Below are 13,418 nucleotides of genomic sequence, written 5' to 3'. Positions count from 1 at the left end.
CGCGCGGGCAGCGGGTCAGGAAGTCGGCGGTCTCGCGGTCGAAGCAGGCCGCCCGCAGCGCCTGGAGCTGGCTCACCAGGGCGTTCTCCCCGAACCGTGCCGCGAACGGGTAGTCGATCCGCTCCACCAGCTCGACCGCCTTGGGGTCCGGCAGCACGGTGTCCGGCCGCCGCGCCTCCACGGCCCGGTGCCACAGCGTCCACAGCGCCGTCTCCGGCACCGGCGCCAGCTCCGGCCGTTCCCCGTCGCCACTCATCGTTCGCTCCTTCGGACGTGGTCCCGTCGCGCGCCCAGCCCGTTCCCGTCATGGGCATGAACCCGCCGATTCTGACACCCCGCCCGGATGTCCCCATCCGCCGACGCGCCGACCGGCGCGAGGGGGCGCGCAGAGGACAACACGCGCCGGGCGGGCCCGCCCCGCTCCCCGCTCCCCGCTCCAGCGGGCCTGACGCCCACCACCGGCACGACCGGCGGGGGCGGTTCGGTGCCGACCGGGCACCGGACCGGCGGCGCACGCGACTTGCCCGGGAACCGGCCCCGGTGACAGCCTCCGTTCCCGTACACGTCATGACGGCCGATGCACGTCATGACGGCCGAGGCCGCTCCGGATGCCCGCGGCCCCGAGCCCGGCGGGACGGGAGGAGTGACATCCGCATGGCAGAACCGCACCCCGGGTCGTCGGCCGCCGCACCGGCCGACGTGGCGCGCGCCCGGGCCGAACTCGAACCGGGGCTCCCGGCGCCGCTGGCGGCCCTGTGGAAGGTGACGGACGGTCTGATGACCGACGCCGGTGTCACCGTGTACCCGGCCGGGTGCATCGGCGAGCGCAACGCCACCTACGACGTCGCGCAGTACGCACCGGGCTTCGTCCTCATCGGCGACGACAGCGGCGGCCGCGGGTTCCTCCTGCGCGCCGGCGACCCGCGCTCCGCCGTGTACTCCTCGGACCTGGGCGACCTGGGCCCCGAGGGCTTCGACGTCGAGTCCGCGGACTTCGCGTCCTGGATCGCGTCACTCCGTCCCGACCCCTCCCCCTGACGAGCGGCCGGAACGTACCCGCGGCCGATGCGCGCTCCCCCGGGCCCGGCCCGGGCTGTCCCCATGCCAACTCACAACGGATACAGACCCAGGCAAACTCGCCCGCGGAGCAATTTGGCTACGAACGAATCTGTTCGAGCGAGTGGCCGCCTGTTCGAGTGAAGGTGGTCGATCCATGCGGAAATCACATATTTCCAGGGTATTTCTTCCGGTCAGCAAGGCCACGCATACGGAGAGCGAGGCAAAGGCCGACCTCCCGGCCTTGCGTCAACCGAAGGAAAGGACCGACTCCATGCGAAGACTCGCAGGATTCTGCGCCACACTGGGGCTCGTTGCGGCCGGGCTGATGACCTCTGTACCCGCCGCCCAGGCGTCCACCGCACCCCCGGAGGAAGGCCCCTCGGTCACCGCCTACGGGGACTGCCCCGCCAACTGGTTCTGCGTCTGGACCGGTACCGGCGGCACCAGCACCATGGCCCGCTTCCAGGCGGGCGACGCCAACCTCGCCAACCTCGGCATGAACAACAACATCTCCTCGGTCTGGAACCGGACGGGAGCTTTGTGGTGCCTTTATGACGGCACGAATTACCAGGGGGACGGGCTGACGGTTCCGGCGGGCTGGTACGGCAATCTCAGCCCCTATGGTTTCGACAACAAAGCCAGCTCCCTGAGGAAATGTCCCTGACCCGGTCGAGGCCACGGAACAGAATTCCCCGCACGAACAGGACGAATGACCGACCCGAATCGCGCGCGGCGCTAGTCGCATTCAGAGGGCGCTGAGGAGAACGGGGTGACTCGAAGGGCGCTTCCGCCGGGGCGCCCTTCGAGTCGGGCATCAGGTGCGGAGCCGAAGGACGGCTACCGGTACACCTGCCACGGCGGCGGCCCCGGCCACCCCGGCCACGGTGCGGGCGGCGGAGGCGCCGGGGGCGGCGGGGGCGGCGGAGGATCCGGGGGCCGGTAGACGGGCCGGTCGGAGTGACCCGGATCATCTGATCGATCATGGCCGGTCGGCACGGGCACGTGGAGGATGAGGGCGGTGACGATCACCGTGAACAGAACGAGCAAGAACGTGAACGGCACTCGGAACCTGCTCCACACAGCCCCACTCCCACGCAGAGGGCGATCAGCGGCCGCCTTCATGATGCCCTCGCGCACGAGCGTTCATCCCTCCTTTCAACTCGCTTCACCCTCAGGCGAGTTGTCGCATGCGAAGGTCTCACCCGCGACGCATGTGACCGCTGGCACCAGGCGGTCGCGCGCCGTCACGCCAGCGCGCGGGACCAGGCGGTCAGGTGGGCGAAGTCGTCCGCGGTCAGGCCGGTCCCCGGGTCGATGTGGTGGAGCAGGGCCGGGCCCCGGTGGTGGGATTCGACCCAGGCGCGGTCCGCGTCCGTGATCAGGTCGTCGACCCAGGCGAACGGGCGGCCGCGCGCCCAGGCGACGATCTCCGGGGTCTTCCAGAACACCCCGTCCTCCGGGTCGGGCCGCGGCTCGGACCAGGTGATGTGCGGCAGGGCCGGCAGCCCCAGCAGGGGTGCGATGAAGGCGTCCGCCTCCTCCTGCCAGGTCGTCGCCCAGACCAGGTCGAAGGGCAGCGCGGCGAGGGCCGGGCCGTGGGCCGGGTTGAGCCAGACGCGCAGGGGTTTCGGTGCCTTGTGGGGCAGGCCCCAGGCGGTGAGGCGGCGGCGCTCGGCGGCCTGCCACCGCGGCGTCATCAGCCGGTGGGTCTCGTAGCCGTCGGGCCTCCGGTACGGCTTCGCCGCGCACGGGTTCAGCGGCCCGTCGACGTCCAGCAGCAGCAGTGGCCGCACTCGTCCCACCTCCCCGGTCGTCCCCGCACGCTAGCGGCGGTGCGCGGGGAGGGACCAGCGGATTTCCGCGGCCGGGCCGACGGGCGCGCGGTGTCAGCCGATGCTGAAGGCGCCGTCCGGCGGGGGCGGGGAGTCGGTGGCCTCGGCGTCGGTGACCGGGGCGGTGCGGCCGACGAGCTCCGCCAGGTCGTCGCCCTCGGTGAGCCGGGCCGGGAAGATGTCGCCCGCGAGCAGTCTGGTCAGCTCGGCCACCGGCAGCGGCGCCGTCGAGCCGACCAGCAGGATGTTGCCGTACCGGCGGCCGCGCAGCACCGGTGCCTCCGCCACCAGGCAGACGTGCGGGAACACCGCCCGCACCGTCGCCGCCTGTGCCTTGGCGAAGGCCAGCGGCGGGCCGTCCGCCAGGTTCGCCGCGTAGCAGCCGCCGGGGCGCAGCGCGGCCGCCGCCAGCCGCAGGAACTCCACCGAGGTGAGGTGGGCGGGGGTGCGCGAGCCGTGGAAGACGTCGGCGATCACCAGGTCCTGGGAGCCGGCCGGGGTGTCGGCGAGGGCGGCCCGGGCGTCGCCGACGGTCGCGGTGATGTCCGCGCCGGGGCCCTGCCAGGGCAGCTGTTCGGCGACCAGTTCCAGCAGCGGCCCGTCCACCTCGACCACCCGCTGCCGCGAGCCGGGCCGGGTGGCGGCCAGGTAGCGGGGCAGGGTGAGCGCGCCGCCGCCGAGGTGCAGCGCGTCCAGCGGCTGCCCGGCGGGGGCGAGCGCGTCGGCGAGGTGGCCGAGGCGCCGGGTGTACTCGAACTCCAGGTGGGTCGGGTCGGCGAGGTCGACGTACGACTGCGGGGTGCCGTCCAGGGTGAGCAGCCAGCCGCCGTCCCGGTCGAGGTCGGGCATCAGCTTGGCGAAGCCCAGGTCGGTCGACCGCCCGACCGGCAGCGGCTCGTCCGGGGCATCCGGGTCATCCGGATCGTCGTGCTCGTCGTACTTGTCGTGCTCGTCGTGTGCCTCGGCCCCGTCGTGCGCCTCGGCCCCGTCGGGGAGGGCATCCCGCTCGGAGGTCACGCGTGCTCCCCGGCGGGGCGCGCGTCGACGGCCTCGACGTCGAGGTAGGCCGCGAGCCAGCGGTCCAGCTCGGCGAACACCTCGGCGCGGGCCTCCGCGCCGGACAGCACCAGGTCGTGCATCCCGCCCTTGATCCGCACGACGGTCACGTGCCGGCCCAGCCGCGGCGCCTGCGCGGCGATGTCGTCGGCGCGCAGCACGGCGTCGGCGTGGTGCAGCGCGTTGTGCCACGTGGTGGTGGAGATGGACCGGGTGGAGGCCATCAGCAGCACCGGCACGTCGATTCCCAGGCCGTGCCGCAGCCGCCGGTGGCCCTGGTGGATCGCCGACAGCCACCCCGCGTACAGCGGGAAGCTCTCGGGGCGCTTGAGGGTGAGGTCGAAGTCCCACTCGCCCTGGTGGTCCTTGTGCAGGCTGTGGGTGTAGTGCGGGTTGAGCGCGGACGGCAGGACGCGGGTCGGCGCGAGCCGGCCGAGCGCGGTCACGGCCGGCCCGCCCATGGTCCGTACGGCCGGGGAGGCCGGCATGGACAGGAACGGCGAGTTGAGGAACAGCCCGTCCACCAGCCCGCGCCCGGCGCGGCGGCCGGCCCACAGGGCTCCGATCAGCCCGCCGGTGGAGTGCCCGTTCAGCAGCAGCTGCCGGTGCCCGTCCAGCTCCCGAATGATCCGGACCGCCTCGTCGATCTCCTCGTCGTACTCGGCGAGGTCGCGGACGAAGTTCGGCGACTGGTGCGGGCGCAGGGAGCGGCCGTACTTGCGCAGGTCGAGGGCGTAGAAGGAGAACCCGAGCGCGGTGTAGTGGTCCGCGAGGTTGGTCTGGAAGAAGTAGTCGTTGTACCCGTGGACGTACAGCACGGCCCGCTCCGACCCGGGCACCACCCGGCGGACGAGCGTCGCGCACACGGGGCCCTCGTCGTCGGGCCGCAGCGTCAGCTCGGCGGCCTCGTAGGGGGCACCCAGGATGTCTTCACGGAACTCCATCTGCTCGCCGCACCCGTTCTCTGTTCCGCCTGCCCGTACGGCAGGTGACCGCCTGTTCCACCCCCGACCATACCGGCCGGTAGCCGCGGGGCGCTCGGCGGTGGGGGTGTCACCGGCCGGTCCGCTCGCGGGCGTGTGCCGGTGGCGCACCCGGGGCCGGGTGGATGCGGGAGGCGCGGTCCAGTGCCCGGGCCGCCTCGTCGTCGCGGCCCAGTGCCCGGAGCGCCGCTCCGGTGCTCTTCCAGGCCTCGGCCTCGCAGTACCGGTCCTCGTGGTCCCGGCAGATCGCACGGACGTGTTCGAGGGGTTCGAGGGCTTCCTCGGGGCGGCCGACCGTCCTCAGTACCTCGCCCAGGTTGAACAGGGCGACCAGCCGACCCGACGAACCGGACGAGCCCGACGAGCCCGACGAGCCCGACGGGCCGGAACGGCCGGCCGCGACGGCGAGGGCCCGCCGGTGGGCTTCGACCGATTCCTCGGCGCGCCCCGCGAGGCGCAGCGAGATCCCGTAGTCGTTCCAGGCGCTCGCCTCGTCGGACGCGTCGGCCCCGGAGCCGGCGGAACCCACGGCCCGCAGGGCGGCCTCCGAGACGGCGATCGCCATCTCGGCGCTGCCGCTGCGGATCAACCCGGGCATCACGACGGGCGAGAGGCGGAGCACCCCCCGGTGGATGCCGACGAGTGCCATCCCCAGGGTCAGGGCCACCATGTTCGCCCGTTCACGGTCCAACCAGGCCACGGCGGCGGCCGGTTCCGTGAAGACGCCGGCGTCCGGCCGGTCGGGCCTCGACGTGACCCGCCGGTTGGCGGCGTGCGCGGTCGTCACGTAGTACTCCGTGAGCCGGCTCAGCCCGCGCGCGCCGAGTTCGAGGTCCTCCCCCAGTTGTTCCAGGGCGTAGAACCTGACGAGGTCGTGCATGGACCACCGGCCGCCCGCGGGGCTCTGCTCGATCAGTGCGGCGCCCGCCAGTTGGGCGAGCAGGGCCCGGGTCTCCCGGACCCCGCGGTCGACGAGCGCCGCGCCGGCCTCGGTCGAGACGTCGTGGCCGACGCAGATCGGGAGGAAGCGGAAGAGCTCGGCCTGCTCGGGGGTGAGGCGGCGGTAGGAACGGTCGATGGTGCGGCGGATCCCGGTCTCGCCGTCGTGCAGGAGGTCCAGGCGGCTGGTGCCGTGGACCAGGTCGTCGGCGAGCTCGACCGGTCGCAGGTGCCGGTCGAGGACGAGCTGGGCGGCGGCGAGCTTCAGGGCGAGCGGCAGGTACCCGCACGACTTCGCGATCCGGTGGCTGCCGCCGGCGTCCGCCGTGACGCGGTCGTCGTCCGGGCGGGCGGTGCGGACGGCCGCGTCGAGGAGGGCCACGGCCGCCTCGGCGTCGAGGACGCCGAGGCGGTGGAGGCGGGCGCCGAGGCTGGGCAGGGTCTCCCGGGAGGTGACCAGCAGGCGGTGCCCGCTGGAAGGGGGTCGCAGGAGGCGGACCTGGTCCGCGGCGGAGGCGTTGTCGGCGATGACCAGGACGGTGCCGCCGTGCCGTTCCAGCCGGTCGCGGTAGAGGGCGGCGCGGGTCTCCGGGTCCGGGGGGATGTGCTCGGCGGGGACGCCGAGGGCGCGGAGCAGGGTTTCCAGGGCCCGGCCCGCCTCCACCGGGGTGTCGTCGTAGCCGCGGAGGTCGACGAAGAGGGCGGCGGAGAAGTGCCCGGCGTCCAGGAGCGTGTGGCCGACGGCGATCGCGAGCGTCGTCTTTCCGCTGCCGCCGAGGCCGGTGACCGTCACCGTCGACGGGCCGTCCGAGGCCAACAGCGCCCGCAGCTCCGTGACGTCCCGGTCGCGCCCGGTGAAGGCGGTGGTGAGCGGTGGCAGTCCGGCGATGGTCGGCGGCCGGGCGGAGAGGGACACGTGTGCGGTGTCCGTCTGGACGACCGGGGCGTGGAAGGCCCCGCCTCGAATGCTGTTGTGCACCCCGCAAGGGTAGCCGTCCGCCCCTCGTGCGCCTGCTGTGCGCCGGTGGTTCTGTGGAACGCTTCCCGGACAGACCAGGCGAGTTGGGGAGTTTGCATGCAGCACGGGCATACCGATCCGTCGCTCTACCGTTCGGCCGCCGAGGCGATCGCGGCTCCGCCGGAGAAGCTGGCGTACGTCGCCGGGTTCGACCGGGCGGGGCGGCGGCCGGACGCGCTGCTCAGCGTCGACACCGATCCGGACTCGGCGAGCTACGGCAAGGTCCTGAACTTCGCCGAACTCCCCACGCTCGGAGACGAGTTGCACCACTTCGGGTGGAACGCCTGCTCCAGCGCGCTGGCCCACGCCTGCCACGAGAACCCGGAGCGGCGCTTCCTGCTGCTGCCCGGGCTGCGCTCCTCCCGGCTGCACGTGCTGGACACCCGGCCGGACCCGGTCCGCCCGCGGCTGGTCAAGACGATCGAGGCGAAGGAACTCGCCGCGAAGGCCGGCTACTCGCGCCCGCACACCCTGCACTGCGGCCCCGACGGCGTGTTCCTCTCCTGCCTGGGCGGCGCCGAGGGCGACGACGGCCCGGGCGGGGTGGCGCTGCTCGACCACACCACCTTCGACGTGCTGCGCGCCTGGGAGACCGAGCGCGGCCCGCAGCACTTCGCCTACGACGTCTGGTGGCACCTGGGCACCAACGTGGGCATCACCAGCGAGTGGGGAACGCCGCGGATGGTCGAGGACGGCGTGGTGCCGGAGCTCCTGCTCGGGCGGAAGTACGGCCACGCGCTGCACTTCTGGGAGCTGGACTCCGGCCGCCACCTCCAGCGGGTGGACCTCGGCGACCAGTACCAGATGGTGCTGGAGCTGCGCCCGGCGCACGACCCGCAGGCGGAGTGGGGCTTCGCCGGGGTCGTCACCAACGTCGAGGACCTGTCCTCCTCGGTCTGGCTCTGGTACCGGGACGGGGCGGCGTTCACCGCGCGCAAGGTGATCGAGATCCCCGCCGAGCCGGCGAAGGCCGAGCAACTGCCGCCCGCGCTGCAGCCGTTCGGCGCGGTGCCGCCCCTGGTCACCGACATCAACCTGTCGGTGGACGACCGCTGGCTGTACGTGTCCGCGTGGGGCACCGGCGAGCTGTTCCAGTACGACGTCTCGGACCCGTTCCACCCCCGGCCGACCGGCTCCGTGCGGCTCGGCGGGATCGCCGCCCGCACCCCGCACCCGGCCGAGCCCGACCGCCCGTTGAGCGGGGCGCCGCAGATGGTGGAGCTCAGCCGGGACGGCCGGCGGGTCTACCTCACCAACTCGCTCTACGGCGCCTGGGACGACCAGTTCTACCCGGACGGCATCGAGCCCTGGATGGTCAAGCTGGACGCCGACCCGGTGGCGGGCGGGCTGAGCGTCGACGAGCGCTTCTTCCCGCACGGCGCGGACTTCCGGGGCCTGCGCGTCCACCAGACCCACCTGGCGGGCGGCGACGCCTCCTCCGACTCCTACTGCTTCCGCTGACCGGGTACCGGTGCCGCCCGCTCGGGCGGCACCGGAACCGACCGCGTCACCGGCAGCACGGGCACCGCCGGCAGCACGGGTGTCACCCGAAGAGCGCCTGGTCGAACCGCACCTGCGTCGGCGGCATCCCGGCCTCCGCCAGCCGGGTGCGGACCGAGCCGACCATGCCGACCGGCCCGGTGACGCAGGCCAGGTGCTCGCGCCAGTCCCCGGCCGTCGCGACGGCGTCGGCGAGTTCGCCGACGGTGACCGGGGTGACGCTCAGCCACGGCTTGTGCAGGCCGAGGTCGGCCAGTGCCTGCCAGTCGTAGAGGTCGCCGCGGTCCCGGGCGCCCACGAACAGGTGGACCCGGCGGCCGGTCGGCCGGTGGGCGGACTGCTCCTCGACGATCGCCTTCATCGGGGCGAGCCCGGTGCCCCCGGCGACCAGCAGGAGGTCCCGGGCGTCGCCGTCGGGCAGCAGGCTGCCGCGCGGCGGGCCGAGGCGCAGCCGATCGCCGACGGAGGTGTGTTCGACCAGCGCGGAGCTGACCCCGCCGGGGCCGGTGCGGCGGACGTGGAACTCCAGCTCGTTGTCGGACCGCGGGGCGCAGCCCATCGAGTACTGCCGCCAGGTGTGCGGCAGCGCCGGATGCTCGACGGTGCCGTACTGCCCGGCGCGGTACGGGTACGGCTCGCCGGTGCGCACCCGCAGCACGGCGAGGTCGGGGCGGCGCCGCTCGTGGCCGGTCACCACGGCGTGCCAGTACGGGGGTTCGGTGAGCGCGGAGTCGGCGCCGGCCACCATCGCGCCGACGGCGAAGCGCAGCATCCGCACCCAGGCGCCCTCCAGCTCCTCGGTCCAGCGCTCGCCGGCCCGGTGCCGGACGGCCGCGCACAGGGACTCCTCGAAGGCCTCGTAGTGCACCGGCCGGACGCCCAGCTTCCGGTGGTCACGGCCGAGCTGGCGGAGCGTCCGCTCCAGTTCGGCCGGCCGGTCGAGGTGGTCGATCAGGTGGTGGAAGATCCGTTCCAGGTGGACCTGCTGGAACTCCATCGAGGCGGGGAAGAGCGATCGCAGGTACGGGCGGTGGCTGAACATCACCAGGTAGAGGTGGTCGATCAGGTCCGCGAGCGGGGAGATCAGGTCGAGGTCGCGCCTGATCAGGTGCTGGTCGGCGGCGCCGTCGTAGCCGCCGTCCTCGCCGTACGCGCTGCACCCGAGGTCGCCGCCGGCCGAGGTGGAGGGGGCGAGGAGTTGGCGTCGCAGGCGCATCGCGTGATGGCGGGCGATCAGGCGGTCGTACTCGGCGGAGGAGGTGGCGGTGGCGGTGCCAGTGCTCATGCTGCTGCTGTTGTCCATGTCCCGCCCAGTGAACTGCCGGGCGGCCGGACACGAGAAGGGCCGATCGCCCCGGACGGACCCGGGACCAACGACCCCTTGCGGTGGTACGCGCGGACCGGGAGGGTTTCCGGCCACCGCGCGCGGATCCGCGCGGAAAGGGACGGGACCGTCCGCGCGGAACGGGGTGCCGGAAAAGGACGGGACCGCGGCAGAGGCGCCCCGCGCCCCGGTGCTCTCCTACCACCAGGACCCGGGGCACCGCCGTCGTCAGACTCCTGCCCGGCGCGCCTCCCGGCGCTCCAGCCGCCGCTGCCGGCCCTGGCGCAGCGGCTGGTCGGGCAGCCACCCGAAGGTGAGGCAGGACCCGATCACCCCGAGCATCATCCCGATCACGAAGCCGCCCAGGTTCGAGGTGAGCCAGGTGGCCAGCGAGGCCAGCACGGCGATGATGGAGTAGAACAGCCGCTGAGCCGGGTTGAACAGGATCAGCAGGCCGCACAGCAGCATCACCGCCGGGACCAGGTACCCGGCCAGCCCCTGCATCCCGATGTGCAGGACGACGGGCAGCGGGGCCTTCAGGGTGAACAGGATCTCGGCCCCGCCGAGCGTCACCAGCAGCCCGCCCCAGAACGGTCGCCCGCCCCGCCAGTCGCGCTTGGCCGGGCGTGCGGCGGGCTCGGCGACGGGGTCCGTCGCGGCCTGGGCGGGCGCGGCCGCCGTCCCCTGGGCGGCCACCCCCTCGGCCCGTGCCGCGGCGCCCTCGCCGGTTCCGGCCTGCTCCGGTACGGACTCCGCCATGCTCAGCAGCCCGTGGAGCTGAAGCTCAGCCGCAGGTTCGGCAGTTTGAACCCGACGGCGGTGCTCGCGTAGTTGTGCTGGTTCAGGTGGGTCAGCTTGACGGTGTCGGCCTGCTGGCCGAACACGCCGGCTCCGCCCTTGCCGACCGGGCCGGCCTTGGTGAAGGTGCTGGCGTCGCCGCCGATCTCGATGTTGTTGAACTCCGCGTCGCCGGACAGCAGGTCGGAGTCGGTGGTGAGGTCGGTGGCGGAGACGGGGGTGCCGGCATCGCCCGCGTGGATCACCAGGTTGACACCGCCGAGGTCGACGCTCTGGCACAGGTTGGTGATCTCGGCCTTCTTGATCGCCGACACCGCGACCAGCACCTGGCCGCCGGTGGAGCCCGCGTTGGGGCTGTCGGGGATCATCGAGTCCAGCGCTCCGAACTGCGCGAAGCCCTGGCCCTCCAGCTTGTCGGCGGTGATGGTGAACGGCATGCCGGAGATGGAGAACTGGGCGGCGAGCACGCCCTGGGCGGTGAGCGCCATCAGGACACCGCCGGCCGCGACGGCCGGTACGGCCATCAGGGCGGTGCGCTTGATCCGAACCCGGCCTCTTCTCGGCGCGCTCGGCGTCTGCGGGGTGTCGGCCGCGGTGGCGGCGTCCTCGGACATGGCCATGTGTGCTCCCTGTGGATGGAATGGGTGTGCAGGCACTGGCACGTTGTCCTGGCGCGGACAGCGTTCCCCGGCGCGACCGGGCCGTCCGCCCCTCGGCAGCGGGGCGGATCCGGTCGGCGCGCGGTAAGTAACTGGGAAGCTACTGCCCGGTATTGGCCGGGTCAATACACGTGAACGAAGGATCTTCACCAATCCGCGACCCGCTTCGGCCAGTCCCGTACACCCAGCCGTTCGGCCGCTTCCGCCGGTCCGAGGAACGGCGACAGGCAGAACATGCTCAACACCGGCAACAGGTCGAGCAGTTGTTCCGTCCGGCCGGAGTCGATCCGCCGATAGATCGCGCTGTAGACGCCACCCACCACCGCGTCCACCATCTCCTTCGACTCGACGCCGCCCGGAAGTTGGGGCACATCGGTGAAGAACGTCCGGAACCTGGTGAGCAGTTGGGCCCGCTCCCAGCGGCCGGCCGGGCCGACCGCCTCGATCTCGATCACCGCCATCTTCGCGAACGCCGGTGTACCGGAGAGCAGTTGGAGCATCACGCCGAGCCCCTTGCGGATGCCCCGGCACCAGTCGGTTTCGGCCGCGAAGGCCTCCGCCATCCGCCGGATCACCACACCCGTGCCGTACCGGTGCGCGGCCAGGAAGGCGTCCTCCTTCCCGCTGAACAGCTCGTAGAAGACCGGCCTGGTCACGCCCGCCGCGCGGCAGATGTCGCTGATCGTCGCGTGCTGGTAGCCGCGTTCGGCGACGGTCTGCACCAGGCCGTCCAGCAGCCGCTCGCGCTGGGTCGCGGCGACCACGCCGGCGGGCAGCCGGCGCGGGCCCGGCTTGATCGAGCGGGCCGGATCACGGCCGGTCCGGGCACCCGGCAGCAGGACCACGTCGGCTCCGCGGAGGTAGTTTTGGTCCATCACCAACTCCTGTGTCCTGTATTGACATTGACGTAACACCGGGTTTACAACACTGACAGGTTTCCAACCGGTGGGCGAGCAGGCCCTCACCGGCCGGGACCTCCGGGGGCTCCGCCGGGCCCGGGCGAAACGCCCAGGTCACGGGAGCACGGCGGAGGCGGGACCGCGACGGTGGCAGCCGTCGACGTGCCGCCACGGCGCCGCACGTCCCCGACCGAACGCGCGGCACCGCGGTGTTCCACGCCGCTGTCCGTACGCAAGGCCGCACCACCGCACCGCAGTTCCACCGCAAGGCCGCACCACCGTACGCCCCTCCTTGCGTACGACCGCACCGCCGTACCGTACGGGCGGGCCCGTGGCGCCGGGCCCGCCCGCCCCTCGGCCTGAGCCGAAGCCGTCGAGCCGAAGCCACCGCGCCGAAGCCGTCGAGCCGAAGAACCGTCGAGCCGAGGCCACCGGTACGAGCCCCTCCGGTACGAGCCCCAGGCACGCCATGCACCTCCCCCGCCGTGCACACCACCACACCCGCACGCGGGGTTTCCCCCACCCGTCCACCGGACGGAGAGAGGCACCCTCATGCGCATCAGCCGCACCCTCGCCACCGCCGCCCTCGCCTCGCTCGCCCTCACCGGCGCGGCCGTGGCCCCCGCACAGGCCGCCGGCTCGGCAGTCCTGACCACCGGCAGTTCCAGCGGCCCGGCCGTCGCCGTCGGCGACGTGCTGACCGCCAACCTGGTCTCCGGCAGCTACGCGACCTTCTACAGCAGCGCCACCGGGACGAGTGGCGTCAAGTGCGCCGCCTCCTCCTTCTCGGCGACCGTCACCGCCAACCCGGCCGCCCCGGGCAGCGCCGTCGAGCGGCTCGACACCCAGACCTTCGGGTCCTGCACCTCCAACGTCGTGGGCGTCACGGGCGTCAAGAGCATCACCGTCACCAACCTGCCGTGGACCAACACGGTCAGCGACGCCCCCGGCAACCCGGTCGCCCTCACCCCCGGCGCCGCCGGCCCGATGGGCACCACCGTGGTGCTCAACACCATCCTGGGCAGCATCAGCTGCAACTACCAGAACAGCACCGGGATCAACGGCACCACCTCGAACACCGGCAACACCATCGGCTTCTCCGGCCAGCCGTTCACCCTGGTCTCCGGCCCGGGCCTGTGCTTCTCGACCGGCTACTTCAGCGCCACCTACGGCCCGGTCGTCGACAGCTCCGTCGCCGGCAGCCCGGTCCTCTTCGTCAACTGACACCCGGGCCCGCGCGGCCCGGCGTGACGACGGACGACAGACGGACGGCGGCGTGCGGCACCCTCACCGGGACCGCACGCCGCCGTGCCACACCGCACCCGCACCCGCACCCGCACCCGCGCCCCAG

The 13,418-nt window shown here is 73.1% G+C and carries 12 protein-coding genes and 1 pseudogene; 4 read left to right on the top strand and 9 right to left on the bottom strand.

Annotated features, from left to right (window positions below):
* A pseudogene (locus tag ACWD4P_RS31070) lies at window positions 1-256 on the bottom strand (class I SAM-dependent methyltransferase); the annotation flags it as partial.
* Window positions 257-654: 398 nt separating this feature from the next.
* On the opposite strand from ACWD4P_RS31070, the gene ACWD4P_RS31065 reads away from it, so the two are divergent.
* Both ACWD4P_RS31065 and ACWD4P_RS31060 read left to right on the top strand, forming a co-directional pair.
* Window positions 655-1,038, top strand: coding sequence for a hypothetical protein (locus ACWD4P_RS31065; protein ID WP_449781955.1), 384 nt, complete (start codon window positions 655-657; stop codon window positions 1,036-1,038).
* Window positions 1,039-1,384: 346 nt separating this feature from the next.
* Window positions 1,385-1,723, top strand: coding sequence for a peptidase inhibitor family I36 protein (locus tag ACWD4P_RS31060; RefSeq protein ID WP_449781954.1), 339 nt, complete (start codon window positions 1,385-1,387; stop codon window positions 1,721-1,723).
* 580 nt (window positions 1,724-2,303) lie between these two features.
* Here the strand turns inward: ACWD4P_RS31060 and ACWD4P_RS31055 are convergent.
* The 4 genes from ACWD4P_RS31055 to ACWD4P_RS31040 form a co-directional block, all read right to left on the bottom strand.
* Window positions 2,304-2,843 carry an HAD domain-containing protein gene (locus ACWD4P_RS31055; RefSeq protein WP_449781957.1) on the bottom strand — a complete coding sequence of 180 codons (540 nt, stop codon included), beginning with the start codon at window positions 2,841-2,843 and terminating at the stop codon, window positions 2,304-2,306.
* 102 nt (window positions 2,844-2,945) lie between these two features.
* Window positions 2,946-3,740 carry a spermidine synthase gene (locus tag ACWD4P_RS31050; RefSeq protein WP_449781956.1) on the bottom strand — a complete coding sequence of 265 codons (795 nt, stop codon included), beginning with the start codon at window positions 3,738-3,740 and terminating at the stop codon, window positions 2,946-2,948.
* Between the two features lie 164 nt (window positions 3,741-3,904).
* The gene (locus ACWD4P_RS31045) at window positions 3,905-4,891 is read right to left on the bottom strand and encodes an alpha/beta hydrolase (RefSeq protein ID WP_449781953.1); all 987 of its coding nucleotides are present in this window, start codon (window positions 4,889-4,891) and stop codon (window positions 3,905-3,907) included.
* A 109-nt stretch (window positions 4,892-5,000) separates the two neighbouring features.
* On the bottom strand, window positions 5,001-6,848 hold the full coding sequence (locus ACWD4P_RS31040) for a tetratricopeptide repeat protein (RefSeq protein ID WP_449781952.1): 1,848 nt from the start codon (window positions 6,846-6,848) through the stop codon (window positions 5,001-5,003).
* Between the two features lie 96 nt (window positions 6,849-6,944).
* On the opposite strand from ACWD4P_RS31040, the gene ACWD4P_RS31035 reads away from it, so the two are divergent.
* Window positions 6,945-8,348, top strand: a complete 1,404-nt coding sequence (locus ACWD4P_RS31035) for a selenium-binding protein SBP56-related protein (RefSeq protein WP_449781951.1) — start codon at window positions 6,945-6,947, stop codon at window positions 8,346-8,348.
* An 82-nt stretch (window positions 8,349-8,430) separates the two neighbouring features.
* Here the strand turns inward: ACWD4P_RS31035 and ACWD4P_RS31030 are convergent, their stop codons facing one another.
* The 4 genes from ACWD4P_RS31030 to ACWD4P_RS31015 all read right to left on the bottom strand — a co-directional run bounded on the left by ACWD4P_RS31030 (window position 8,431) and on the right by ACWD4P_RS31015 (window position 12,043).
* Window positions 8,431-9,672: a globin domain-containing protein gene (locus tag ACWD4P_RS31030; protein WP_449781950.1), complete on the bottom strand. Its 1,242-nt coding sequence runs from the start codon at window positions 9,670-9,672 to the stop codon at window positions 8,431-8,433.
* 267 nt (window positions 9,673-9,939) lie between these two features.
* Window positions 9,940-10,470 (bottom strand): DUF6114 domain-containing protein, encoded by a 531-nt coding sequence (locus ACWD4P_RS31025; protein WP_449781949.1) that lies wholly within the window; start codon window positions 10,468-10,470, stop codon window positions 9,940-9,942.
* A 2-nt stretch (window positions 10,471-10,472) separates the two neighbouring features.
* On the bottom strand, window positions 10,473-11,129 hold the full coding sequence (locus ACWD4P_RS31020) for a DUF6230 family protein (RefSeq protein ID WP_359819299.1): 657 nt from the start codon (window positions 11,127-11,129) through the stop codon (window positions 10,473-10,475).
* 185 nt (window positions 11,130-11,314) lie between these two features.
* Complete coding sequence (locus ACWD4P_RS31015; protein ID WP_449781948.1) at window positions 11,315-12,043, bottom strand: TetR/AcrR family transcriptional regulator; 729 nt, start codon at window positions 12,041-12,043, stop codon at window positions 11,315-11,317.
* Between the two features lie 576 nt (window positions 12,044-12,619).
* Here ACWD4P_RS31015 and ACWD4P_RS31010 point away from each other — a divergent pair.
* Window positions 12,620-13,291, top strand: a complete 672-nt coding sequence (locus ACWD4P_RS31010) for a Tat pathway signal sequence domain protein (protein WP_449781947.1) — start codon at window positions 12,620-12,622, stop codon at window positions 13,289-13,291.
* Window positions 13,292-13,418 lie beyond the last annotated feature (127 nt).

The organism is Kitasatospora sp. NPDC002543 (genome assembly GCF_053594915.1).
Note: the sequence above shows the minus strand (reverse complement) of the source record. Positions and strands in the feature narration are given on the sequence as shown.